General features: G+C 72.5%; 22 protein-coding genes and 2 riboswitches. Of the genes, 9 read left to right on the top strand and 13 right to left on the bottom strand.

Features of this window, described 5'->3' with window-relative positions; genetic code table 11:
* Window positions 1–54: 54 nt before the first annotated feature.
* The 4 genes from ACZ7JZ_RS24730 (at window position 55) to ACZ7JZ_RS24715 (ending at window position 3,966) form a co-directional block, all read left to right on the top strand.
* Window positions 55–822, top strand: a complete 768-nt coding sequence (locus tag ACZ7JZ_RS24730; protein ID WP_470942929.1) for an enoyl-CoA hydratase/isomerase family protein — start codon at window positions 55–57, stop codon at window positions 820–822.
* Window positions 823–1,053: 231 nt separating this feature from the next.
* On the top strand, window positions 1,054–1,560 hold the full coding sequence (locus ACZ7JZ_RS24725; RefSeq protein ID WP_470942927.1) for an ATP-binding protein: 507 nt from the start codon (window positions 1,054–1,056) through the stop codon (window positions 1,558–1,560).
* Between the two features lie 409 nt (window positions 1,561–1,969).
* On the top strand, window positions 1,970–2,773 hold the full coding sequence (locus ACZ7JZ_RS24720; RefSeq protein WP_470942926.1) for a polysaccharide deacetylase family protein: 804 nt from the start codon (window positions 1,970–1,972) through the stop codon (window positions 2,771–2,773).
* Window positions 2,770–3,966, top strand: a complete 1,197-nt coding sequence (locus ACZ7JZ_RS24715; protein WP_470942925.1) for a YncE family protein — start codon at window positions 2,770–2,772, stop codon at window positions 3,964–3,966. Before ACZ7JZ_RS24720 ends, ACZ7JZ_RS24715 begins: the two co-directional genes overlap by 4 nt.
* Before the next feature lie 128 nt (window positions 3,967–4,094).
* On the opposite strand, the gene ACZ7JZ_RS24710 is transcribed toward ACZ7JZ_RS24715, so the two are convergent.
* Together ACZ7JZ_RS24710 and ACZ7JZ_RS24705 are read right to left on the bottom strand one after the other, a co-directional pair.
* On the bottom strand, window positions 4,095–5,327 hold the full coding sequence (locus ACZ7JZ_RS24710; protein WP_470942923.1) for a cytochrome P450: 1,233 nt from the start codon (window positions 5,325–5,327) through the stop codon (window positions 4,095–4,097).
* Window positions 5,308–6,045 (bottom strand): tRNA-dependent cyclodipeptide synthase, encoded by a 738-nt coding sequence (locus ACZ7JZ_RS24705; RefSeq protein WP_470942921.1) that lies wholly within the window; start codon window positions 6,043–6,045, stop codon window positions 5,308–5,310. The genes ACZ7JZ_RS24710 and ACZ7JZ_RS24705 overlap by 20 nt, the downstream gene beginning before the upstream one ends.
* Before the next feature lie 301 nt (window positions 6,046–6,346).
* On the opposite strand from ACZ7JZ_RS24705, the gene ACZ7JZ_RS24700 reads away from it, so the two are divergent.
* Window positions 6,347–6,559: an EF-hand domain-containing protein gene (locus ACZ7JZ_RS24700; protein ID WP_470942920.1), complete on the top strand. Its 213-nt coding sequence runs from the start codon at window positions 6,347–6,349 to the stop codon at window positions 6,557–6,559.
* A 52-nt stretch (window positions 6,560–6,611) separates the two neighbouring features.
* Here ACZ7JZ_RS24700 and ACZ7JZ_RS24695 read toward each other — a convergent pair whose 3' ends face one another.
* From ACZ7JZ_RS24695 to gcvT, 10 genes are all read right to left on the bottom strand, one after another.
* Entirely contained in the window at window positions 6,612–7,190 is a 579-nt protein-coding gene (locus ACZ7JZ_RS24695) for a PadR family transcriptional regulator (protein ID WP_470942919.1), read from the bottom strand.
* Window positions 7,191–7,210: 20 nt separating this feature from the next.
* Complete coding sequence (locus ACZ7JZ_RS24690; RefSeq protein ID WP_470942917.1) at window positions 7,211–8,038, bottom strand: ATP-binding cassette domain-containing protein; 828 nt, start codon at window positions 8,036–8,038, stop codon at window positions 7,211–7,213.
* A gap of 8 nt (window positions 8,039–8,046) precedes the next feature.
* Window positions 8,047–8,796 carry a cobalt ECF transporter T component CbiQ gene (gene cbiQ, locus ACZ7JZ_RS24685; protein WP_470942916.1) on the bottom strand — a complete coding sequence of 250 codons (750 nt, stop codon included), beginning with the start codon at window positions 8,794–8,796 and terminating at the stop codon, window positions 8,047–8,049.
* 3 nt (window positions 8,797–8,799) lie between these two features.
* Entirely contained in the window at window positions 8,800–9,153 is a 354-nt protein-coding gene (locus ACZ7JZ_RS24680) for an energy-coupling factor ABC transporter substrate-binding protein (protein ID WP_470942914.1), read from the bottom strand.
* Entirely contained in the window at window positions 9,153–9,908 is a 756-nt protein-coding gene (locus ACZ7JZ_RS24675) for an energy-coupling factor ABC transporter permease (RefSeq protein WP_470942913.1), read from the bottom strand. Before ACZ7JZ_RS24675 ends, ACZ7JZ_RS24680 begins: the two co-directional genes overlap by 1 nt.
* Before the next feature lie 29 nt (window positions 9,909–9,937).
* Window positions 9,938–10,131, bottom strand: a riboswitch (cobalamin riboswitch).
* 131 nt (window positions 10,132–10,262) lie between these two features.
* A complete protein-coding gene (locus tag ACZ7JZ_RS24670; RefSeq protein WP_470942911.1) occupies window positions 10,263–10,802 on the bottom strand; it encodes an AMIN-like domain-containing (lipo)protein in 540 nt (179 codons plus the stop codon).
* 125 nt (window positions 10,803–10,927) lie between these two features.
* Window positions 10,928–12,310 carry an L-serine ammonia-lyase gene (locus ACZ7JZ_RS24665; protein WP_470942910.1) on the bottom strand — a complete coding sequence of 461 codons (1,383 nt, stop codon included), beginning with the start codon at window positions 12,308–12,310 and terminating at the stop codon, window positions 10,928–10,930.
* A gap of 313 nt (window positions 12,311–12,623) precedes the next feature.
* Window positions 12,624–13,880 carry a serine hydroxymethyltransferase gene (gene glyA / locus ACZ7JZ_RS24660; RefSeq protein WP_470942909.1) on the bottom strand — a complete coding sequence of 419 codons (1,257 nt, stop codon included), beginning with the start codon at window positions 13,878–13,880 and terminating at the stop codon, window positions 12,624–12,626.
* A gap of 21 nt (window positions 13,881–13,901) precedes the next feature.
* A complete protein-coding gene (gene gcvH, locus ACZ7JZ_RS24655; RefSeq protein ID WP_470942907.1) occupies window positions 13,902–14,276 on the bottom strand; it encodes a glycine cleavage system protein GcvH in 375 nt (124 codons plus the stop codon).
* A gap of 85 nt (window positions 14,277–14,361) precedes the next feature.
* Entirely contained in the window at window positions 14,362–15,477 is a 1,116-nt protein-coding gene (gcvT, locus tag ACZ7JZ_RS24650) for a glycine cleavage system aminomethyltransferase GcvT (RefSeq protein ID WP_470942906.1), read from the bottom strand.
* 167 nt (window positions 15,478–15,644) lie between these two features.
* Window positions 15,645–15,754: riboswitch (glycine riboswitch) on the bottom strand.
* A 147-nt stretch (window positions 15,755–15,901) separates the two neighbouring features.
* Here gcvT and ACZ7JZ_RS24645 point away from each other — a divergent pair.
* The 3 genes from ACZ7JZ_RS24645 to ACZ7JZ_RS24635 all read left to right on the top strand — a co-directional run bounded on the left by ACZ7JZ_RS24645 (window position 15,902) and on the right by ACZ7JZ_RS24635 (window position 18,435).
* Entirely contained in the window at window positions 15,902–16,678 is a 777-nt protein-coding gene (locus ACZ7JZ_RS24645) for an AAA family ATPase (RefSeq protein ID WP_470942904.1), read from the top strand.
* Between the two features lie 46 nt (window positions 16,679–16,724).
* Window positions 16,725–17,576 (top strand): enhanced serine sensitivity protein SseB, encoded by an 852-nt coding sequence (locus ACZ7JZ_RS24640; RefSeq protein ID WP_470942903.1) that lies wholly within the window; start codon window positions 16,725–16,727, stop codon window positions 17,574–17,576.
* A 118-nt stretch (window positions 17,577–17,694) separates the two neighbouring features.
* Window positions 17,695–18,435: an enhanced serine sensitivity protein SseB C-terminal domain-containing protein gene (locus ACZ7JZ_RS24635; RefSeq protein WP_470942902.1), complete on the top strand. Its 741-nt coding sequence runs from the start codon at window positions 17,695–17,697 to the stop codon at window positions 18,433–18,435.
* A 40-nt stretch (window positions 18,436–18,475) separates the two neighbouring features.
* On the opposite strand, the gene ACZ7JZ_RS24630 is transcribed toward ACZ7JZ_RS24635, so the two are convergent.
* Entirely contained in the window at window positions 18,476–19,456 is a 981-nt protein-coding gene (locus tag ACZ7JZ_RS24630) for an ArsR/SmtB family transcription factor (RefSeq protein ID WP_470942900.1), read from the bottom strand.
* Between the two features lie 673 nt (window positions 19,457–20,129).
* Between ACZ7JZ_RS24630 and ACZ7JZ_RS24625 the strand changes: the two genes are divergently transcribed.
* Entirely contained in the window at window positions 20,130–21,125 is a 996-nt protein-coding gene (locus ACZ7JZ_RS24625) for an ABC transporter permease (protein WP_470942898.1), read from the top strand.
* The last annotated feature ends 72 nt before the right edge of the window (window positions 21,126–21,197 follow it).

The following is a 21,197-nucleotide window of genomic DNA, read 5'->3' as shown; positions in this document are numbered from 1 at the left end:
CTGTGACCGACAGCACCGGGCCCGCGGGCGTTAACCGGTACTAACCTTCCCGGCATGACCATCTCTCTCGAAGTCTCCGAAGGCGTCGGCACCCTCCTCCTGGACCGCCCGCCCATGAACGCCCTGGACATCGCCACCCAGGACCGGCTGCGCGAGCTGGCCGCGGAGGCGACCGCCCGTGCCGACGTCCGCGCCGTGGTGATCTACGGCGGCGAGAAGGTGTTCGCGGCCGGCGCGGACATCAAGGAGATGCAGGTCATGGACCACGCGGCGATGATCGCCCGGTCCCGCGACCTGCAGGACGCCTTCACCGCCGTGGCGCGGATCCCCAAGCCCGTGGTGGCTGCCGTCACGGGTTACGCCCTGGGCGGCGGCTGCGAGCTGGCGCTGTGCGCGGACTTCCGGATCGCCGCGGAGAACGCCAAGCTGGGCCAGCCCGAGATCCTCCTCGGCCTGATCCCGGGCGCCGGCGGCACCCAGCGGCTCTCCCGGCTGATCGGCCCCTCGAAGGCCAAGGACCTCATCTTCACCGGCCGGATGGTCAAGGCGGACGAGGCCCTCTCCCTCGGCCTGGTGGACCGGGTGGTCCCGGCGGAGAAGGTGTACGAGGAGGCGCACGCGTGGGCCGCGAAGCTGGCCCAGGGCCCGGCCATCGCTCTGCGCGCGGCCAAGGAGTGCGTGGACGCGGGCCTGGAGGCGGACATCGACACCGGCCTGGCCATCGAACGGAACTGGTTCGCGGGGCTGTTCGCGACCGAGGACCGCGAGCGCGGGATGCGGAGCTTCGTCGAGGAGGGCCCCGGCAAGGCGAAGTTCGTCTGACATCCCCCCTGCGGGTGGCTTAGCGCAGACTTAAAGAAACCTTAAGAGCTTATGGAGATCGACTCGCTGTAGCGATCTCCGCGCTCTGTGTAGTCGCAGGTCAACTCCCCTTTTGTCCTGTGAAGATTGCCTACGGCATATGACAAAACGACCCCTCGGAACCAGCCGTTCCGAGGGGCGTTTTCGCGCGGAACGGCCCGGCGGGGCATCCCTGCACTCCATGATGGGTGCATGGCGGGCCTGGAGGGTGTGGAGCAACCGCGGCAGCGCAGCAGCGCTTCCGCCGCACGGCCGACAGCGGCCTGCGGGGACGAACTGAGCCTGAAGTTAATGGAGTTGTACGGTAATCCCGCCGAGGCGGGAGCGGTACTGCCGTCCCGTCCGGAGTCGGCGGGGGACGCGCGCCGGCTGGCGCAGTACGTGGTCGTCCGGCAGTGGGGCCTGTCCGCCGCGGTCGCCGAGCACGCGGTGCTGCTCGTCTCCGAACTCGTCGGCAACGCCGTCCGGCACACCGGCGCCCGCTCCTTCGGGCTGAAGATGGCCCGCGGCCGGGGCCGGATCCGGGTGGAGGTGCGCGACCCCTCGCGCGGGCTGCCCTGCCTGCTGCCCGTCCACGAGCTCGACATCAGCGGCCGCGGGCTGTTCCTGGTGGACAAGCTCTCCGACCGCTGGGGCGCGGACCTGCTGCCGCGCGGGAAGATCACCTGGTTCGAGATGCGGGTGGCCGACCGGCACTGAGCCGGGCCGCCGCCGGGCCGTATCGCCCCGGGAAACGCAGAAGCCCCCTGTCGCCGTGGTGGGGCGGTGCGGGGGCTTCGTGAGTGCGCCGAGGACCTGAAGGGGGTGTGGTCCTCGGCGGTGAACGACCTCGCTCGGGTCAACGGGGAAGTCGTGGTTCCGACTATGGCAGAAGAGCGCCATGTTCGCCAAAAGTCCCGACTCGGACATAAGTGTGCATATCGTAAGAGTTTCTCGTTAAAGTCAAGGTGAGATGGGCCACGAACCTCTCTTTCGATGAATAACTATCGAATCAGACGGGTGAATCATCACCCTCCAGCCCCTCGGGCGGGTGAACGGACGGTTCCGGCGAAAGTCCCGAATTGGGTCAATCATTACCTTTAGCAGCATCCACCCCTTAAATGGGCTGGTGCCCTGTTACCCGGACCGCCGGGCCGTTCTCGCCGCCGGTGCGGCCGCCGCGACCGGGGCCCTCGCCGCCTGCGGCCCGGGCCGCCCCGCCGCCCCGGCCACCACGCCCGTACGCCCCGCAGCCCCGCCCCCCGCGGCCGCCACCGGCCCCGCAGCCCCGCCCCGCGCCCCGGCCCCCGCCCCGCGCACCTTCGCCGGACAGCCCCTGCAGATCGACCACGGCCCCCGCGACCGCCCCCGCGTCGCCCTCACCTTCCACGGCAACGGGGACCCCGCCACCGCCCGCGCCGTCCTCGCCGAGGCCGAGCGCGCCGGGGCCCGCCTGACCGTCCTCGCCGTCGGCACCTGGCTCGACGCGCACCCCGCACTCGCCCGCCGGATCCTCGACGGCGGCCACGAACTCGGCAACCACACCCAGCGCCACCTGGACATCTGCGCCATGCCCGAGGCCGAGGCCGCCGAGGAGATCGCCGGCTGCGCCCGCCGGCTGCGCACCCTCACCGGATCCGCCGGCAGCTGGTTCCGCCCCTCCCGGGCCCGCTACGCCACCCCGCTGGTCCGCACCCTCGCCCAGCGCGCCGGCTACCCCCACGTCCTGTCGTACGACGTGGACTCCCTCGACTTCACCTCGCCCGGCGCCGCGGCCGTCATCCGCAACGTCACCGGGGCCGTCCGCGAAGGATCGGTGGTGAGCCTGCACTTCGGCTACGCGGACACGGTCGCCGCCATGCCGCCCCTCCTCGACGACCTCGCGCGCCGCGGACTGCGCGCGGTGACCACCACGGAGCTGCTGACCCCATGACCCCCGCCTCCCCGCCCCGCAAGACCACCGCCCTCCTCGCCGGACTGCTCCTCGCCGCCCTGGCCGGCTGCGGGAGCGCCGACCGCAGCGCGCCCGAGGCCCCGGCCGCCGCCGGCAGTCCGGGCGCCCCGCGCCCCGCCCGCGCCGTGCCGGCCGCCCCGCCCGGACTGCCCGGGATGCCGCCCGTCCTCGACCCGAAGGACGTCTACGCGGCCGACCGCCCGGGCCTGCTCTCGCCGGTGGTCAAGGACTTCCCCTCGCGGGTCTACGTGCCCAACACCAACTCCAACACGGTCTCGGTCATCGACCCCGCGACCTACAAGGTGGTCGAGACGATCCCGGTCGGGGTCCAGCCGCAGCACGTGGTCCCCTCCTGGGACCTGAAGACCCTCTGGGTCAACAACAACCGCGGGCACACGCTCACCCCGATCGACCCGGCCACCGGCAAGGCCGGAAAGCCCGTCGAGGTCCACGACCCGTACAACCTGTACTTCACGCCGAACGGGAAGTACGCCGTCGTGATGGCCTCGATGGACCGCGAGCTCGTCTTCCGCGACCCGCACACCATGGAGCGCCGGAAGACGGTCCCGGTCACCTGCTACGGGGTCAACCACGCCGATTTCTCGGCGGACGGGCGGTACTTCATCGTCTCCTGCGAGTTCTCCGGAGAACTGCTCAAGGTCGACACGGAGAAGATGGAAGTCGTCGGCCAGCAGAAGATCCCCTTCGAGGGGTCCATGCCGCAGGACGTGAAGATCTCGCCCGACGGCAAGACCTTCTACATCGCCGACATGATGGCCCACGGCATGTGGGTCCTCGACGGGGAGAAGTTCACCACCCCGAAGCTGCTGCCCACCGGCAAGGGCTGCCACGGCCTCTACGTCAGCCGGGACTCCCGGGAGATGTACGTCTCCAACCGCGGCGAGGGCACGGTCTCGGTCTTCGACTTCCCGAAGAACCGCGTGACGAAGAAGTGGGAGCTGCCCGACGGCGGCAGCCCCGACATGGGCGGGGTCTCCGCCGACGGCAAGGTCCTGTGGCTCTCCGGCCGCTACGACGGCGAGGTGTACGCGATCGACACCACCACCGGGAAGCAGCTGGCCCGGATCCCGGTGGGCGGCGGCCCGCACGGGCTGGCCGTCTACCCGCAGCCCGGCCGCTACTCCCTCGGCCACACCGGCGTCTTCCGGTAGCCGGTCCGCACGCCTGCCCGTACCCGCACGGGTCCCGTACCGCTACGGGTACCCGTACGGACGCGGACGCGGCGGTGCCCCGGGGGCCGTACCGCCCCCGGGGCACCGCCGGCCTCACCGCGGGCCGCTCACCAGGCGACCGGGAGACGCTCCGGCAGCCGCTTGATGAAGCCCGTACGCCACACGAGGTTCTCCGCCGGGACGGCGAGGCGCAGTCCGGGCAGCCGCTCGACCAGCACCTCCAGGGCGATCTCCGCGTGCGCACGCCCCAGCGCGGAGGCCGGGCAGAAGTGCCGGCCCGCGCCGAAGGACAGGTGCGGGTTGGTCTCCCGACCCAGGTCGAGGCGGTCGGGGTCGGTGAACACCTCCGGGTCGAAGTTGGCGCCCTCGACCAGGACGAGCACCAGCTCGCCCTGCTTCACCAGCACGTCCCCGAGCTGCACGTCCGCCATGGCCAGGCGCGGCAGGCCGTCCCCGATGGACAGGTTCCAGCGCAGCAGCTCCTCCACGGCCGCCCCCGTGCGCTCCGGGTGGTCCCGCAGGTAGCCGACCAGCTCGGGCCGCTGGAGCAGTGCCAGCACCGCGAGCACCAGGAACGACGACGTGGACACCGCGCCCGCACCGAACAGGGACACGGCCACCGTCGCGAACATCTCGTCCGTCAGGTGCGCCGAGCCGGGGTCCGCCTCCCGCAGCTCCGCGAACCGGCCGAGCAGGCCCGTGCGCTCCCCGGCCGGCCGGCCCAGCTGGGCGTGGAACCGGTCGACGAAGTAGCCGACGTCCTTGTACCAGTTGAGCGCCGAGTCCTCGAAGGGCTCCGCCGCCGTCATGAACGCCACGTCCAGGCCCGCCATCAGGCGGCGCCAGTCCTCGAAGGGCGTGCCCAGGACCTCGCAGTGCAGCGCCGCCGAGAAGGGGTCGGCGAAGCCGGACCGCAGGTCGGCGGGGCCGCCCTCGGCCTCGAGCGCGTCGAGCAGGGCGTGCGCGGTGCTCCGCAGGAAGTCCTGGAGCCCCTTCTGGCGCGGGTTGAGGGACTTCATCACGGCGTTGCGCAGGCCCGCGCCGTTGATGTTGCCCATGTTGTTGACGACCTCGGGCGGGATCGTCAGCGCGTACTGCCGGGGCACGCCCGCGTTGGCGGTGTCCTTCAGGCTGAACCGCTCGTCCTCCAGCACCTGCTTGGCCAGCGCGAAACTGCTCACCAGCCAGGCCGGGTCGCCGGTGAGGGTGCGGACCCGGGCCACCGGGGCCTTCTCGCGCAGCCAGGCGCACTCCTCGGGGAGCACGTCGCCGCGGCGGGAGAGCGGGAAGTCCAGCAGGGCCTCCCCGGCCCCCGCGGACTCAAGCTGCTCGACACTCATCGGCGTTCCTTTCGGCTGCTTCCGGGCGCACGACCGCGTACGCCTGGTTGCGGGTGGCCCGCAGGCCCCCGCCACGGGCATAGAGCACCTCCGTCAGCGGCATGCTGACGTGGTAGGCGGAGACGGAGGAGGGCACGTCGAGAATGCTCGGCGTGTCCAGGAAGAACGGCAGTTCCGCGGCGATGTAGTCGAAGCACACGCCGAGCTGCTCGTCCGTGACGGCCTCCCCCTCGGGGAGTTTCGATCCGACGAAATGCAGGGCCATCCGCTCACAGCCCTTGCGGAAATCGTCATCGTTCTCCAGGAAATGCAGCACCCGCCGGTGCAGCAATTCGTATACCTGGTTCCCGCGGAATTCGGAGAGCGCCCGCACACGGATCTCCTGGTGTGGGGTGCGGGATTCCTCCACCCCCTTGAGTATCCTGCGCCGTACTGCCTTTATCTCCTTGGCGGCACGCTTCTCCGCGTGCTCCTGCGTGTAGCCGAACGCGGCGAACATGCGGTCCACATGGAGGTCTGCGTAGACGAAGTCGACCTGCGCGAACCGCTCCGTGGCCCAACGGGCGAGACCGGCTATCCGCTCCGCGCTGAAGTAGCTGTTGCCGGGACTCACGCCGATCAGGACGTGGTCCCCGTCTTCCCAGATGTGCTGGCAGGTACGAGTGAAGGGCAGGACCTCGAATGATGCGTCAATTGCAACGTCAGTAGTGATCGTCACCTGTGTGATCGCCCTTGTTGCCGCATGTCCCTGGGAGCCCTGCGCTCCTGGTGTGGCGGCAATGCCGTTAAGTTATCCCGTGGCGTCGGAGCGTGACAAGTGCAGGCCGGATTTGTTGGCTGGAATTATTGCTTCCGCACTACGGAAGGGTAATTGAATACCTGTCGTCTGTTCGGTCGGGAGACGGCGGACGGGCGGGCGGGAGGAGGGCGGCGGGCGGCCGGGACCCCAGGGGTACGGCCGGGCCGCGGCCGCCGCTACCCTGAGCCGGTCAGCAAGCACCAAGAAGGGGTGGATCCCAGTGGCGGACATCGAGAGCGCACGCGAGACCTTCGGCCGGTTCGACGTGAACGGCGACGGCTTCGTGACCGCCGACGAGTTCAAGCAGGCCATGGCTCAGATGGGCGACCCGTTCGTCACCGGCCCGGTGGCCGAGGCGGTCATCGCGTCCAAGGACGCGAACGCGGACGGCCTGCTGAGCTTCGACGAGTTCTGGGCCGCCCTGAACAAGTGAGGCCCGGCCGCGGGCCGGCGCACCGCCCCGGCCCGCGGAGACCGCCCCGCACCTACGCCGTCTCCTCCGGGACACCCTCAGCGGCCGCCCCGGCCCCCGCCGCCTCCCCCACCTCGGCGAGCGCCTCCTCCAGCCAGCGCAGCCAGAAGTGCTCCATGCTGATCCCGCCGCGCAGCACCAGCCGGTGCAGCCGGTCCTGCTCCGAGTCCCGGTCCGGCGGGAAGTCCCGGGCCCCGATGGCCTCGTACATCTCCAGCTGCCGCCGGTGCAGCTCCACGTGCCGCCGCAGCTCCGCCGCCAGCCCGTCCGTACCCACCACGCCCGCCGCGCGCATCCGCAGCAGCAGCGGGTCCCGGATCGGCTTGGGGTCCTGGCTCCCGGCCACCCAGCGGGTCAGCTCCGCCCGCCCCGCGGGCAGCACCTCGAACTCCTTCTTCTGCCCCCGCGTCGGCTGGGCCGAAGGCAGCGCCCGGATCAGCCCGGCCTCCTCCAGCCGGCCGAGCTCCCGGTAGATCTGCTGGTGCGTCGCCGACCAGAAGTACCCGATCGACTTGTCGAACCGCCGGGTCAGCTCCAGCCCCGACGAAGGCCTTTCGAGCAGGGCGGTGAGGATGGCGTGCGGCAGCGACATACGGCCATCGTAGACAGGCCCTAGGCGCGCACCGCGGGCCAGGAGCCCAGCTCCTCCGGGGTGCGGGGCCCCGGCTCGCGCTCCGCCAGCAGCCCCTGCGCCCGCAGGAACCCGGCCACCGCCGGCGCCCAGGCCGGGCGCAGCCGCGCCGAGCGCAGCAGTGCGGCGTCCGACAGCAGCTCCGCGGCCGGGCCCGTGCGCAGCCCGTCCGCGGCCAGTACGGCCGCGTCGTCGGCCCAGCGGACGGCCAGCTCCACGTCGTGCGTGGACATCACCACCGTCGTCCCCAGGTCCCGCAGACCCGCCAGGGCCTCCAGCAGCCGCTCCTGGCCGTCCGGGTCCAGCCCGGCCGTCGGCTCGTCGAGGATCAGCACCCGCGGCCGCATGGCCACCGCCCCCGCGATCGCGGCCCGCTTGCGCTGCCCGTACGACAGCAGGTGCGTGGGCCGGTCCCGCACGGCTTCGATGTCGAGTGCGGCCAGGGCCGCGTCCACCCGCTCCTGCACCTCGGCGGTGCCCAGCCCCAGGTTCAGCGGCCCGAAGGACACGTCCTGGGCCACGGAGGCCGCGAACAGCTGGTCGTCGGGGTCCTGCACCACCAGCTGCACCGAGGTCCGCAGCCGGGTCAGCCCCGCCCGGTCGTAGCGCACCGGCTCTCCGTCCAGCAGCAGTGCGCCCCCGCCGCGCGGCAGCCGCAGCCCCCCGCTGAGCAGCCGCAGCAGCGTGGTCTTGCCGCTGCCGTTGCGCCCCAGCAGGACCAGGGACCGGCCCTCCGGGATGCCGAAGCCGATCCCCGAGAGCACCGGCGGCCCGTCCTCGTAGGCGTACCGCGCATCGACCAGTTCCACCAACGGCCTCACAGCCAGAGCCCTTTCAGTACGAGGGTGACCGCGACGACCGCGCCCAGCAGGGCGCCCGAGGCGGTCAGGAAGCGGCCCGAGACGGCCGCCTGGGGCACCAGCACCCGCAGGGTGCCGTCGTACCCGCGCCCGGCCAGCCCCGACTGGAGCCGCCCGGCGCGGTCGAAGGCCCGGACGAACGCGGTCGCGCCCAGCCCGGCCAGCGAACGCCAGGCCGCGGCCCGGCTCGTGTGCCCCAGCCGGGCGGCCTGGGCGCGCCGCACCTGCGCCAGCGAGTCCAGCAGCAGGAAGCCGATCCGGTACATCACCAGGGCCACGTCGACCACGGGCGCCGGCACCCCCGCCCGCACCAGCCGCGGCAGCACGTCCGAGACGGGGGTCGTGAACGCGAACAGGAGCACGCCGAGGGAGGCCGCCGAGGTCCGCAGCAGCAGCTCGGCGGCCAGTCGCGGGCCGCCGGGGGCCAGGGAGACCCAGCCCGCCGGCCCGCCCACGGCGAACAGCAGCGGCACCGCGCCGGTGAAGCAGAAGCCGAGCGGGATCCGGAAGGCCCGCCACAGCTGGCGGGCAGCCACCCCGGCCGGTCCCAGCAGGACCGCCAGGGTGGCGGCCGCGACCACCGGACCGCCCGGCCAGGGCGGCAGGCACAGCGCACACAGCGTCAGGCCCAGTCCCAGCAGGGCCTTCTCCAGCGGATGGCGGCGGCGCCAGCGGCTGCCGTGCGCCGCGGCGTCGATGGGCAGCACCGGCTACGCGTTCCCGTCCGCGGTGCCCGCAGCGCCCCCGGCGGCGGCACCCGCCGCCTTCGCCTCGCCCTGCCGGCGGCCGCGGCGCACCCCGAAGTAGTACGCGAGCACGCCCGCGCCGATCGCCGCCTGGAGGGCGAACAGCGCCGACTCGACCTCCCCGGACGGGGGCTCGTACAGCGGGGAGAACCAGGGCTCGTAGTCCGGCTTCAGCTCGGTGATGGCCGCTTCCGCCTGTGCGTCCGCACCGGCGAACGGCTCCTCCTTGCCCTCGCCCAGGCCCAGGGCCAGCGGCAGCACCGCCAGGGCGGCGACCAGGAGCAGCAGCAGGGTGTTGATCTTCGCGTTCCGGCTCATCAGACCGAGGCCTCCGTCTTCGTGCCCGACTCCGTACCCCTGCCACCGTCCGCGCCCCCGGCGTCCCCGGTGATCCCGGCGGTCTTCGCGTCCTTGCGGCCGAGCACGCCCAGGCGGATCAGGTCGGCCGCGCTGGACTGCCGCAGCAGCCGCACGACGAGGACGGTCAGCAGGCCCTCGCTGACCGCGAGCGGGATCTGCGTGACGGCGAAGATGCCGCCGAACTTGGCCAGCGCTCCGGCGAAGCCGGTCCCCGGGTCGGGGAACGCCAGCGCCAGCTGCACGCTGGTCACGCAGTACGTGACCAGGTCGGCGAAGAAGGCGCCGAAGAACACCGACACCATGAGCGGGGTGCCCGAGCGGCGCAGCAGCCGGTAGACGGCGTAGCCCGCCCAGGGCCCGGCGATCGCCATCGAGAAGACGTTGGCGCCGAGTGTGGTCAGACCGCCGTGGGCCAGCAGCAGTGCCTGGAAGAGCAGGGTGATGGTGCCGAGCACCGCCATGATGGGCGGCCGGAACAGGATGGCCCCGAGCCCGGTACCCGTCGGGTGCGAGCAACTGCCCGTCACCGAGGGGATCTTCAGGGCGGACAGGACGAACGTGAAGGCGCCGGAGGCGCCGAGCAGCAGGGTGCTCTCAGGGTTGGACTTGACCTCGCGGGTCAGGGCCCGGACGCCGTGGACGACGAACGGAGCGGACGCGGCGCCCCAGGCGGCCGCGTGCAAAGGGGGCAGGAACCCCTCGGCTATATGCATGAGTGGGGAGACCTCTCCAGCACCTCGTGGATGGACAACGCGCCCCGGCCGGTCTCCTGGCTCACGGGTGTTGCCGCCCTGGCTCCGCCTTCCCGGTCTTCGCAGTCACCCGCAGCGGACCAGTGGCTTCCCGCAGGAGTGGAGCCGGACTTCCCGATCACAGTGGCGAGGGCCGCACCGGTTTTCCACCGGTTTCCCGAACACCAAGGCCGTACGACCCTAGTCGGCCGCCCCGCCGCCCACAACCTGCCCCCTCGGCCCGGGTCCCCTGCCGTGACCTGGACGTACGTACCTGCGGGGGCGCTGCGGCCCGCCCGCGGCCGGGTGGATCACCGGCCGCGGGCGGGCCGGTCCTCAGCAGACGTTCCTGTGCTGGACGTCCACGACGAAGCGCTCCGGCTTGTGGAGCTTGAAGGTGGAGTAGGAGGGCTTGGTGGTGAAGGCGGCGCCGAAGGTCACGTACCCCTCGTAGTCGCCGGTGAGGGCGAGGCCCTTGAGCTTGGGCAGCCAGATCCTGGTCAGCTTGGGGCCCTTGTAGACGGACTGCCCGGCGTCGTTGTGCGCCTGGGCCGGGTTCAGCCGGATCTCCAGGAAGTACTTCCCGGCGAGCGGGACCTTCTTCCCGGACCCGTCGTAGCGCAGTTCGGCCACCCGCTTGACGGTCACCGAGGGTATGTAGCCCTTGATGTCCACGACGATCCGGTCGAAGGTGCAGTGCCCGCCCCAGCGGGCGTTGACCACGAGCGGGGTCTGGGTGGCGGCGGTGAGCTGCGGCGCGGCGGCCGCCGGAGCCGCGGCGGCGGAAGCCGGGGCCGCGAGCGCGACACCGGCGGTGAGCAGGACGCCCGTGGCCGCGGCCACGAGTCGCTGACGGCGGACGGAACGGTGAGGCATGACGACCCCCGGTTCTCCTGAGGCGGGGACAATGCTGTCTCCAGAAGAGACATCCCTCACACTCCCGCCGGTTCCCCCCTCCGCCGCCGATTTCCGGCGGCGGAGGGGGTCGGGCGGTCAGGCGGTCAGCACTCGATGACGTTGACCGCGAGGCCGCCGCGGGCCGTCTCCTTGTACTTGACCTTCATGTCGGCGCCGGTCTCCTTCATGGTCTTGATGACCTTGTCGAGGGAGACCTTGTGGCTGCCGTCGCCGCGCAGGGCCATGCGGGCGGCGGTGACGGCCTTGACGGCCGCCATGCCGTTGCGCTCGATGCAGGGGATCTGGACCAGGCCGCCGACCGGGTCGCAGGTCAGGCCCAGGTTGTGCTCCATGCCGATCTCGGCGGCGTTCTCCACCTGCTCGGGGGTGCCGCCCATGACCTCGGCGAGGGCGCCCGCGGCCATCGAGCAGGCCGAGCCGACCTCGCCCTGGCAGCCGACCTCGGCACCGGAGATCGAGGCGTTCTCCTTGAAGAGCATGCCGATGGCTCCGGCGGCCAGCAGGAAGCGGACCACGCCGTCCTCGTCGGCGCCGGGCACGAAGTTCACGTAGTAGTGCAGGACGGCCGGCAGGACGCCCGCCGCGCCGTTGGTCGGGGCGGTGACGACCCGGCCGCCGGCCGCGTTCTCCTCGTTGACCGCCATCGCGTAGATCGTCGTCCACTCGCTGCGGTGCAGCAGCGGGTCGCCCTCGGTGCGCAGCTGGCGGGCCGTGGCGGCGGCGCGGCGCTTGACGCGCAGCCCGCCCGGCAGGATGCCCTCGCGGGAGATGCCGCGCTGCACGCAGGCCTGCATGACCCCCCAGATCTCCAGCAGGCCGGCGCGGATCTCCTCCTCCGTACGCCAGGCCTTCTCGTTCTCCAGCATCAGGGAGGAGATCGACAGCCCGGTCTCGCGGGCCAGGCGCAGCATCTCGTCGCCGGAGCGGAAGGGGTACTTCAGCACCGTGTCGTCGAGCTTGATCCGGTCCTCGCCCACCGCGTCCTCGTCGACGACGAAGCCGCCGCCGACCGAGTAGTAGGTCTTCTCCAGCAGCGGGGTGCCGGCCGCGTCGTACGCGAAGAGGGTCATGCCGTTCGCGTGGTACGGCAGGGAGCGGCGGCGGTGCAGGATCAGCTGGTTCGGCTCGTCGAACGCGATCTCGTGGGCATCGTCTATCTCCGTGCCGAGCAGGCGCAGCCGGCCCGTGCGGCGGATCCGCTCGACCTCGTCGTCGGCGCTCTCCACGTCCACGGTGCGGGGGGAGTGCCCCTCCAGGCCCAGCAGCACGGCCTTCGGCGTGCCGTGCCCGTGCCCGGTGGCGCCCAGGGAGCCGAAGAGCTCCGCGCGCACCGAGTCGGTCTGGGCGAGGACCCCGTCCTTCTTCAGGCGGTTCACGAACATGCGGGCGGCCCGCATGGGGCCGACCGTGTGGGAGGACGACGGCCCGATGCCGATGGAGAAGAGGTCGAACACGGAAATGGCCACGGTGGCGGACTCCCTTGTCAGCTCGTGGGGTGGGAGGGGGCAGGAGGTGCGGGAGGTGCAGGAGGGGGCGTGAGGGGGTGGAGCAGCGGGGCGTTTCGGGGATTTTGTCCGGCAGAAGAGCGTATCGCGGCCAGGTGAACGGCAGCTCTGCCCGAGCCGTCCGCCGGGCGTCGCCCCGGCGTGAGCCGCCTCACGCCGCCCCGGCCCGGCCCGCAGGAGCAGCAGGGGAGCGCGGGCGGCGCGAAAAGAACGACAAGCACGAAAAAGGGGCCCGGCCTGTGGAGAACGAAGGCCGGGCCCCTCCCGTACGCGTCTAGAGCGACGGGTACAGCGGGTGCTTCGCCGCCAGCGCGGAGACGCGGGCCTTCAGCGACTCGCTGTCGTACTCCGGCTTGAGCGTCTCGGCGATGATGTCGGCGACCTCGGTGAAGTCCTCGGCGCCGAAACCGCGGGTGGCCAGGGCCGGGGTGCCGATCCGCAGGCCCGAGGTGACCATCGGGGGCCGCGGGTCGTTCGGGATGGCGTTGCGGTTGACCGTGATGCCGACCTCGTGGAGGCGGTCCTCGGCCTGCTGGCCGTCCAGCTCCGAGTTGCGCAGGTCCACCAGGACCAGGTGCACGTCGGTGCCGCCGGACAGCACGTCCACGCCCACGGCCTTGACGTCGTCCTGCACCAGGCGCTCGGCGATGATCTTCGCGCCGGCCAGGGTGCGCTCCTGGCGCTCCTTGAACTCGGGCGAGGCGGCGACCTTGAAGGAGACCGCCTTGGCCGCGATCACGTGCTCCAGCGGGCCGCCCTGCTGACCCGGGAAGACCGCGGAGTTGATCTTCTTGGCCAGCTCCTGCGTGGACAGGATGACGCCGCCGCGCGGACCGCCGAGGGTCTTGTGCGTGGTGGTGGTGACCACGTGGGCGTGCGGCACCGGGTTCGGGTGCAGGCCCGCGGCGACCAGGCCCGCGAAGTGGGCCATGTCGACCATCAGGTACGCGCCGACCTCGTCCGCGATCCGGCGGAAGGCGGCGAAGTCCAGCTGGCGCGGGTACGCGGACCAGCCGGCCACGATCAGCTGCGGCTTGGACTCCTTGGCGAGGCGCTCGACCTCGGCCATGTCGACCTGGCCGGTCTCGTCCACGTGGTACGGGACCACGTTGTAGAGCTTGCCGGAGAAGTTGATCTTCATGCCGTGGGTCAGGTGACCGCCGTGGGCCAGGTTCAGGCCCATGATCGTGTCGCCCGGCTTCAGCAGCGCGAACATCGCGGCGGCGTTGGCCTGCGCACCCGAGTGGGGCTGCACGTTGGCGGCCTCGGCGCCGAAGAGGGCCTTGATGCGGTCGATCGCGATCTGCTCGACCACGTCGACGTGCTCGCAGCCGCCGTAGTAGCGGCGGCCGGGGTAGCCCTCGGCGTACTTGTTGGTCAGGACCGAGCCCTGGGCCTCCATGACCGCGACCGGAGCGAAGTTCTCCGAGGCGATCATTTCCAGGGTCGACTGCTGGCGGTGGAGCTCGGCGTCGACGGCCTTGGCGACGTCCGGGTCCAGCTCGTGGAGGGGAGTGTTCAGAACAGACATCGGATTCCCTCTAGGTGGTGGTCAGCCCGCGATCTCGGTGTACTGGTCGGCGGTGAGCAGGTCGGCCGGCTCCTCCGCGACGCGCACCTTGAACAGCCAGCCGCCCTCGAAGGGCGCGGAGTTCACGAGCGCCGGGTCGTCCACGACGTCCTGGTTGGCCTCGACGACCTCGCCCGTCACCGGGGCGTACAGGTCGCTGACCGACTTCGTGGACTCAAGCTCGCCGCAGGTCTCGCCGGCGGTCACGGTCTCGCCCACCTCGGGGAGCTGGGCGTAGACGACGTCACCGAGCGCGTTGGCCGCGAACTCGGTGATGCCGACCGTCGCGACGCCGTCCTCGGCGACCGACACCCACTCGTGCTCCTTGGTGTAGCGCAGCTGCTGGGGGTTGCTCATGACCTGATTCTCCTGGATGCGGGGGAGTGCGATGGGACAGAGGTGGTACGGGAGTCCTGCGGTGCGTCCGGGCCGGGCCCGATCGTCACTTCTGGCGCTTGTAGAACGGCAGGGCGACGACCTCGTACGGCTCATGCGTACCGCGGATGTCGACGCCGACGCCGGAGGTGCCCGCCTCGGCGTGGGCCGCGTCGACGTACGCCATGGCGATCGGCTTGCCCAGCGTCGGGGACGGCGCACCGGAGGTGACCTCGCCGATCACCTCGCCGCCGGCGACGACCGGGAAGCCGGCGCGCGGGACGCGGCGGCCCTCGGCGACCAGGCCGACCAGCTTGCGCGGCGGGTTCGTCGCGGCGCGCTCGGCGGCGGCCTCCAGGGCGGCGCGGCCCACGAAGTCCCCCTCCTTCTCGAACTTCACGACCCGGCCCAGACCCGCGTCGAACGGGGTCAGCGCGGTCGTCAGCTCGTGCCCGTACAGCGGCATGCCCGCCTCCAGGCGCAGGGTGTCGCGGCAGGACAGCCCGCAGGGCACCAGGCCGGCGGACTCGCCCGCCTTCGTGAGGGCCTCCCACAGCTGCACGGCGTGCTCCGGCTTCACGAAGAGCTCGAAGCCGTCCTCGCCGGTGTAGCCGGTACGGGCGATCAGCGCCGGGACCCCGGCGACGGTGCCCGGCAGGCCCGCGTAGTACTTCAGCCCGTCCAGGTCGGCGTCGGTCAGCCGGGCCAGGATGCCGGGGGACTCGGGGCCCTGCACGGCCAGCAGCGCGTACGCGTCGCGGTCGTCGCGGACCTCGGCGTCGAAGCCGGCGGCGCGCTCGGTCAGGGCGTCGAGGACGACCTGCGCGTTGGAGGCGTTCGCGACGACCATGTACTCGGTCTCGCCCAGGCGGTAGACGATCAGGTCGTCGAGGATGCCGCCGTCGGCCTGGCAGATGTGCGTGTAGCGGGCGCGGCCGACGCCGACCGTGGAGATGTTGCCGACCAGCGCGTAGTCCAGGAGCGCGACGGCCCCGGCGCCGGTCACGGTGATCTCGCCCATGTGGGAGAGGTCGAAGAGGCCGGCCCTGGTGCGGACGGCGTTGTGCTCGTCCCGCTCGCTGCCGTAGCGCAGCGGCATGTCCCAGCCCGCGAAATCGGTCATGGTCGCGCCGAGCGCGCGGTGGACGGCGTCCAGGGCGGTCAGACGGGGGGTGTTCGTCATAAGGCTGGCTCTCCAAGGCAGGTCCGCGACAGGGTGAGGACTTTCCTCCCCATCTGTCATCGGAACCTGAGAGGTTCATCACGACCGTACGTGTATACGGAAGCGACTTGCACCTTGGGTGGAGCCGGCGGTCCGTGACAACCGCACGCCTCGCTTTTCAGATGTGCCTCGCCCGCGCGGTACGGGGCCTGAGAGATTCAAGGGAGGGACTTGCTCCTTCGGCGTCCGACCGCGTCTCGTTATTCGGACAGCGGCGGAACTCTCCCGCGCGGATTCAAGCGGCCTTTATGCAGTTGGTCGTACGGCGTGGCGGGCACATCATTGCACGGGCGGAACCGGCCCGGAACCGTGGGCCGCGCATTACCGTCTCTTTACACGCCGTGGGCAAGGGTCCGGAGTGGCCCGACTAGGGGAGGCGAACGCTGTGCGGAGATTCGGAGCTCTGGCGGGTACGACCGGGGGAGCGGTACCCGCTGCCGGGGTCGCCGCGCCGGGGGCCGCCGCGGGGGTCCCGGCCCAGCCCGGCAGCCGCCACCGCGCGCGCCTGGCCGCCGTCCTGGAGCCCTCCCGGCGCGCCCGGGTGGAGGCCGTGGAGACAGGGGAGGCCGGCGTGACCGTGCGCGACCTCCGCGGCCGCGGGGGAAACAGCCCCGACCGGCTGGAATTCGCCGCCGGGGACGTGGTCGTGGTCTCCGGGCTCCCCGGCAGCGGCAAGAGCACGCTGATGAAGCGCGCCGTCGCCGGCGGCGGCATCGACTCCCAGGACGTGCGCGAGCAGTGGGAGCGCCGGATGCCCGCCCGGCTCCCGTACGCCCTCTACCGCCCCCTCGTCCGCCTCGCGCACTACGCCGGGCTGCGCCGCGCCCTGCGCTCCGGCGCGAGCGTCGTCGTGCACGACTGCGGCACCCAGCCCTGGGTGCGGGCCCTGCTCGCCCGCGCCGCCCGCCGCCGCGGCAGCTCCCTCCACCTGGTCCTCCTCGACGCCACCCCCGGCGAGGCCCTCGCCGGACAGGCCGCCCGCGGCCGCGGGGTCTCCGCCTACGCCTTCGCCCGGCACCGCAGCACGGCCGGGCGGCTGCTGACCGCCGCCGAGGCGGGCGCCCCGCCCGCCGGCTGCGCCTCCGTCGTCCTCCTCGACCGCCCGGCCGCCGCCGCCCTGCAATCCGTCGGCTTCGCACCCGGCCCCGCCGGGACCGCTTAGTGTCTACGCGTCGGCCGTGCGCGCCGGCAGGGCGGGAAGGGCGCGGGTGATCATGCAGGACGGGACGTACGCGGGCGGCTCCGACGGGTTCGGGGGCGGCGCGCCCGGTGCGGCGTACGGGGACGGGTACGGGCAGGCGTACGGGGACGGCGGCCCGGCAGGCCCCCCCGGCAGCACCTGGCCCGCCAACGAGCTCGAGGAGGCCCTCACCGCCTCCCTCGGCAACCCCGCCGCGGGCGGCCGCCTCCTGGAGGTCCTCGGCCGCAGCCAGGTGTGGGTCCCGCTGCCCGGGGGCGGCGGCCCGGACCGCCCCAGCCTGACCCTGCCCACCATGGACATCGGCGGCGCCGCCTTCGTGCCCGTCTACAGCTCCCAGCAGCAGTTCGTGCAGTGCGCCGGCGCCCACATGCCCTTCGCCGTGGCCCCCGCCGTCGAGTTCGCCCGCGGACTGCCGCCCCAGCTCGGCATCGCGGTCAACCCCGAGGGCGCCGTCGGCCTGCCCCTGCCCCCCGAGGCCGTGGCCGAGCTGTGCCGGGCCGGGCGCACCCCCCTCGACGGCCCCTCGACCGGCGGCCGCGTCCGGCTCTACGAGCCCGACTGGCAGGAGGACCCGGTGGACTTCCTGTCCGCCGCCGGCGAGGAGTTCCGCGCCACCGGCGTGGTCGCCTCGGCGCGCCGCTGCCTCGCCAGCATCGAGGGCGGCGAACCGGTGATGTTCATCGGCGTCCAGTTCACCGGCTGGGAGGACGCCGACAGCAACGCCCCCATGGAGGCCCTCTCCCGGGCCCTGGGCCGGATCCGGCCGCCCTGGCCGGTGAACCTGCTCCTCCTCGACGCGGCCCAGGATCCGGTCGCCGACTGGATGGCGGAACACGTCCGCCCCTTCTACCTGCCGTAGCCGCCCTTAAGCTGGTTACATTTCCTCGCCGACCCGCAGCGGCACCGTGCCGGCGCGACGGCCGGAACGCGCCGGGTACGCGGTGCGAAGTGTCGGAGTGACTGAAGAGGGGTACCGGGTGAGTGCGTCAGGCACGGCCGCGGCCGGCCAGGTCGAGCACATGCTGCGCCAGGTCACGCCCGGGCGCTACGAGAGCTACGAGGCCCTCCTGCAGGCCCTCGCCGACGGGCAGCTGTGGATGCTGCTCTGGCAGGGCCGCTCCGGATCCCCGGACGCCCAGTACGGCAGCATGGAGGTCGACGGCCTCGGCTACGCGCCCTGCGTGACCTCCCCGCAGGAGCTGGCCGCCAGCGGCTGGGGCCGCGGGTACGAGGTGCTCTCCGGCCGCGACGCGGCCCGCGCCCTCTACCCCGACCGCTGGGGCATCTGGCTGAATCCGCACGTCCAGGGCGGCGGGGTCGGCATCCCCTGGGCCGACCTGCGCCGCATCGCCACCGGGCTCGACCGGATGCCCGCCGGGCCGCTGCGCCTGTCGGAACCCGCCATCGAGCTCCCGCAGTTCTACGCCCTGCTCACCCAGCACGCGCACCGCACCCCGGCCGTCCGCTCCCTGCGGCGCGTCTGGGTGCAGCCCGCGCTCGGCACGGCGTACCTCGCCATCGGCCTCGACCTGTACGAGGGCTCTGCGGCGGCCGTGGAGTCCGCGCGGGCCATGATGCGCCAGGCCGTCGCGGCGGTCCCGGAGGGGCTGCCCGTGTCGACGGTCGCCATGGCCGACGAGCACGACCCGGTCGCCATGTGGCTGCGGGCCCAGGCGCGCCCCTTCTACGACCGCGAGTCCCAGGCCGCCGGCTACTGACCGGACCGGGGGCCGGGCCCGCCCCGGCTCCCGCCCGCCCTCACTCCTCCCCGGCGGCCAGCAGCGAGCTGGCCAGCGGGGTGCGCCGGTGCAGGATCCAGCGGCCCGAGCGCTGCGAGGTGACCAGCCGAGAGCGGCGCAGCACCCCGAGGTGCTGGCTGACGGCCGCCGGGCTCATGTTCAGGTACGCGGCGAGCTGGGTGGTGGACACCGGCAGGTCCAGATGGGCGAGCAGGGCCGCCCGGCTGCGCCCGAGCAGGTCGCCGAGGGGTTCGGCGGCCGCCTGCGGGGTGTCCTCCCACAGGGTGGCGATCCCGCGCGGGGCGTAGGCCAGGGCCGGCTGGTAGGGCTCGTTGTGCAGGACGTACAGGTTCGGCCAGGCGAAGACGCAGGGCACCAGCACCAGTCCGGTCCCGCTGGCGTCGCGGAGGGCCGAGTGGCCCGGTTTGTCCACGAGCAGCCGGCCGTCGGCGAACGCGGCCTGCGGGTGCAGGTCGGCGAGCACCCGGTCGAGCCCGCCCGCCGCCAGCTGGTGCGAGCGGTGGACGAGGTCCGCGTCGTGCAGGGCCCGCACCCGGGGCCAGACCGGTTCGACGGCGGCGGCCCAGTACGCGCCGAGGGTGTCCGCCAGCTCCGCGAGCCCGCGGGCGGGCCGCTCGTACAGGCCGTGCAGCTCCTCGGGCAGCTGCCCGTCCGCCGTGCGCAGCTCGTCCAGGGAGCGGCGCACCTCGGCGGGCGGGGTGGCGGCCACCGCGGCGAGCTCCTCCGGGAAGCTGCCGGTGAGCCGCTCCGGGGGCGGGGCCAGGAAGTCGGGCAGGAACCGCGGGCCCCGGACCAGGGCGTGCAGGACGCGCAGGTCCAGCCCGGCGGCCCGGGGGCGGGCCATCGCCACCCAGGGCCGGTGCACGGCGGGGCGGCGGGTGCCGACGAGCACGGGGACGCTGTGGACCAGTTCCTCCAGCGGCGACCGGGCGAAGCGGATGCGGGCCAGGTCACTGGCGGCGAGCCGTATCTCGATCACCCGGCGGAGCATAGGCAGCCCCGGGCGCGGCGGCAACGGGGTCCCGGGGCGGGGCCCGTCCGCGGGCGGGGCCGCCGCGGGCGGAGGGCGGGCGGCCGATTAAGCGGTGACGAAAACGTGGTGCGCGCGACGGCGGCCGGGGGAATCTGTGGGCGGGTCGGAGCCGGCCGGTACGGCGGCCCCGCACCCGGGCTGTACCGCACGGAAAGGCGGGGGCGGCGGGTCTGGGCCGGCCGCCCCCACGGGGGCCGCACTGCCGGCATCCGGCTCCGCACCGTGTCCTGCCGGAGTCCGGATGCTGGACAGTGTGTCCGAAAACAGCCGTCGGCCGTTTTGTCCGGCGCCCCAATTCACCTCGGCAAAAGCGGGGTTGGGGGCAATGTCCGTTCCGCGATGAACGGGCCGTTGTGCACCGCTGAGTCGACTGGAGAGTTCGGATAACGGAAGCCCGCAAACCACATCACGGTTGCGCATCCATTCACCTGCAGGTCTGGCGGGTGATCGCGCGACCGTTGAAGACTCCCCCCACCGAAGGCCGGTCAATCCCGAAACCACCAGCTCTTCCGGTGCACTTCAGACGCAATTCGCACCAACAGCGACACCGATGTGAACCAAGCCGCTACAGCGGCGGGCATGGGCCGGCCATCGTCGGCCGAGAGGGGTCCCCACCACGATGACGGCACCACTTCACGACACGAGTACGGACGAGCCCGCAGCCGTTGTCGCCGCCGAACCGCCGCAGAAGGCGATCGAGGGGCGCTCCCCGTGGAAGATCGCCTGGTCCCGGCTCAAGCGCGACAAGGTCGCCCTGGCCGGCGGTGTCATCGTGCTCCTGCTGATCCTCGTCGCGGTCTTCGCGCCGCTGATCGTCAAGATGTTCGGCCACCCGCCGGACGAGCTCCACGAGGACCTCCTGGACCCCCTGCTCGGCCTCCCGCTGGGTGAGTACGGCGGCATCAGCAAGGACTTCCTGCTGGGCATCGAGCCGGTCAACGGCCGCGACGTCTTCAGCCGGATCGTCTACGGCGCCCGGATCTCCCTCCTGGTGGCCTTCCTCTCCGCCTTCGTCGCGGTCTCCCTCGGCACCCTCTTCGGCGTGATGGCCGGCTACTTCGGCGGCTGGGTCGACGCCGCGATCAGCCGTGTCATGGACCTGCTGCTCGCCTTCCCGCAGCTCCTCTTCATCATCGCCCTCATCTCGGTGATCCCGAGCAAGCTGTGGGGCTTCGAGGGCTCCGGCCTGCGCATCGCCGTCCTGGTCCTGGTCATCGGCTTCTTCGGCTGGCCGTACATCGGCCGCATCGTGCGCGGCCAGACCCTGTCCCTGCGCGAGCGGGAGTACGTGGAGGCCGCGCGCAGCCTCGGCGCGGGCCGGATGTACATCCTCTTCCGCGAGCTGCTCCCCAACCTGGTGGCGCCGATCACCGTCTACACGACGCTGATGATCCCCACCAACGTGCTGACCGAGGCCGCCCTGAGCTTCCTCGGCGTCGGCGTCAAGCCGCCCACCCCGTCGTGGGGCGAGACCCTCGCGACGGCCGTGCGCACCTACCAGGACGATCCGCTGTTCCTGATCTTCCCGGGCACGGCGATCTTCATCACCGTGCTGGCGTTCAACCTCTTCGGCGACGGCGTCCGCGACGCCCTCGACCCCAAGGGCGCCCGCTAGCACACCAGCAGGACCAGCAGGACCAGCAGGACACGCAGGAAAACCGGTACATCGGCTCCCAGAGGCCGGAAC

This window comes from Streptomyces sp. NPDC038213, assembly GCF_055600495.1.
The sequence above is the reverse complement of the archived record's forward strand: the minus strand, read 5'-3'. Positions and strand labels throughout refer to the sequence as shown.

Coding starts and splice junctions, on each gene's coding strand:
- ACZ7JZ_RS24730 (WP_470942929.1), top strand. CDS start 55: ATGACCATCTCTCTCGAAGTCTCCGAAGGCGTCGGCACCCTCCTCCTG.
- ACZ7JZ_RS24725 (WP_470942927.1), top strand. CDS start 1,054: ATGGCGGGCCTGGAGGGTGTGGAGCAACCGCGGCAGCGCAGCAGCGCT.
- ACZ7JZ_RS24715 (WP_470942925.1), top strand. CDS start 2,770: ATGACCCCCGCCTCCCCGCCCCGCAAGACCACCGCCCTCCTCGCCGGA.
- ACZ7JZ_RS24710 (WP_470942923.1), bottom strand. CDS start 5,327: ATGAGTGTCGAGCAGCTTGAGTCCGCGGGGGCCGGGGAGGCCCTGCTG.
- ACZ7JZ_RS24695 (WP_470942919.1), bottom strand. CDS start 7,190: ATGTCGCTGCCGCACGCCATCCTCACCGCCCTGCTCGAAAGGCCTTCG.
- ACZ7JZ_RS24680 (WP_470942914.1), bottom strand. CDS start 9,153: ATGAGCCGGAACGCGAAGATCAACACCCTGCTGCTGCTCCTGGTCGCC.
- ACZ7JZ_RS24675 (WP_470942913.1), bottom strand. CDS start 9,908: ATGCATATAGCCGAGGGGTTCCTGCCCCCTTTGCACGCGGCCGCCTGG.
- ACZ7JZ_RS24670 (WP_470942911.1), bottom strand. CDS start 10,802: ATGCCTCACCGTTCCGTCCGCCGTCAGCGACTCGTGGCCGCGGCCACG.
- glyA (WP_470942909.1), bottom strand. CDS start 13,880: ATGTCTGTTCTGAACACTCCCCTCCACGAGCTGGACCCGGACGTCGCC.
- gcvH (WP_470942907.1), bottom strand. CDS start 14,276: ATGAGCAACCCCCAGCAGCTGCGCTACACCAAGGAGCACGAGTGGGTG.
- gcvT (WP_470942906.1), bottom strand. CDS start 15,477: ATGACGAACACCCCCCGTCTGACCGCCCTGGACGCCGTCCACCGCGCG.
- ACZ7JZ_RS24625 (WP_470942898.1), top strand. CDS start 20,130: ATGACGGCACCACTTCACGACACGAGTACGGACGAGCCCGCAGCCGTT.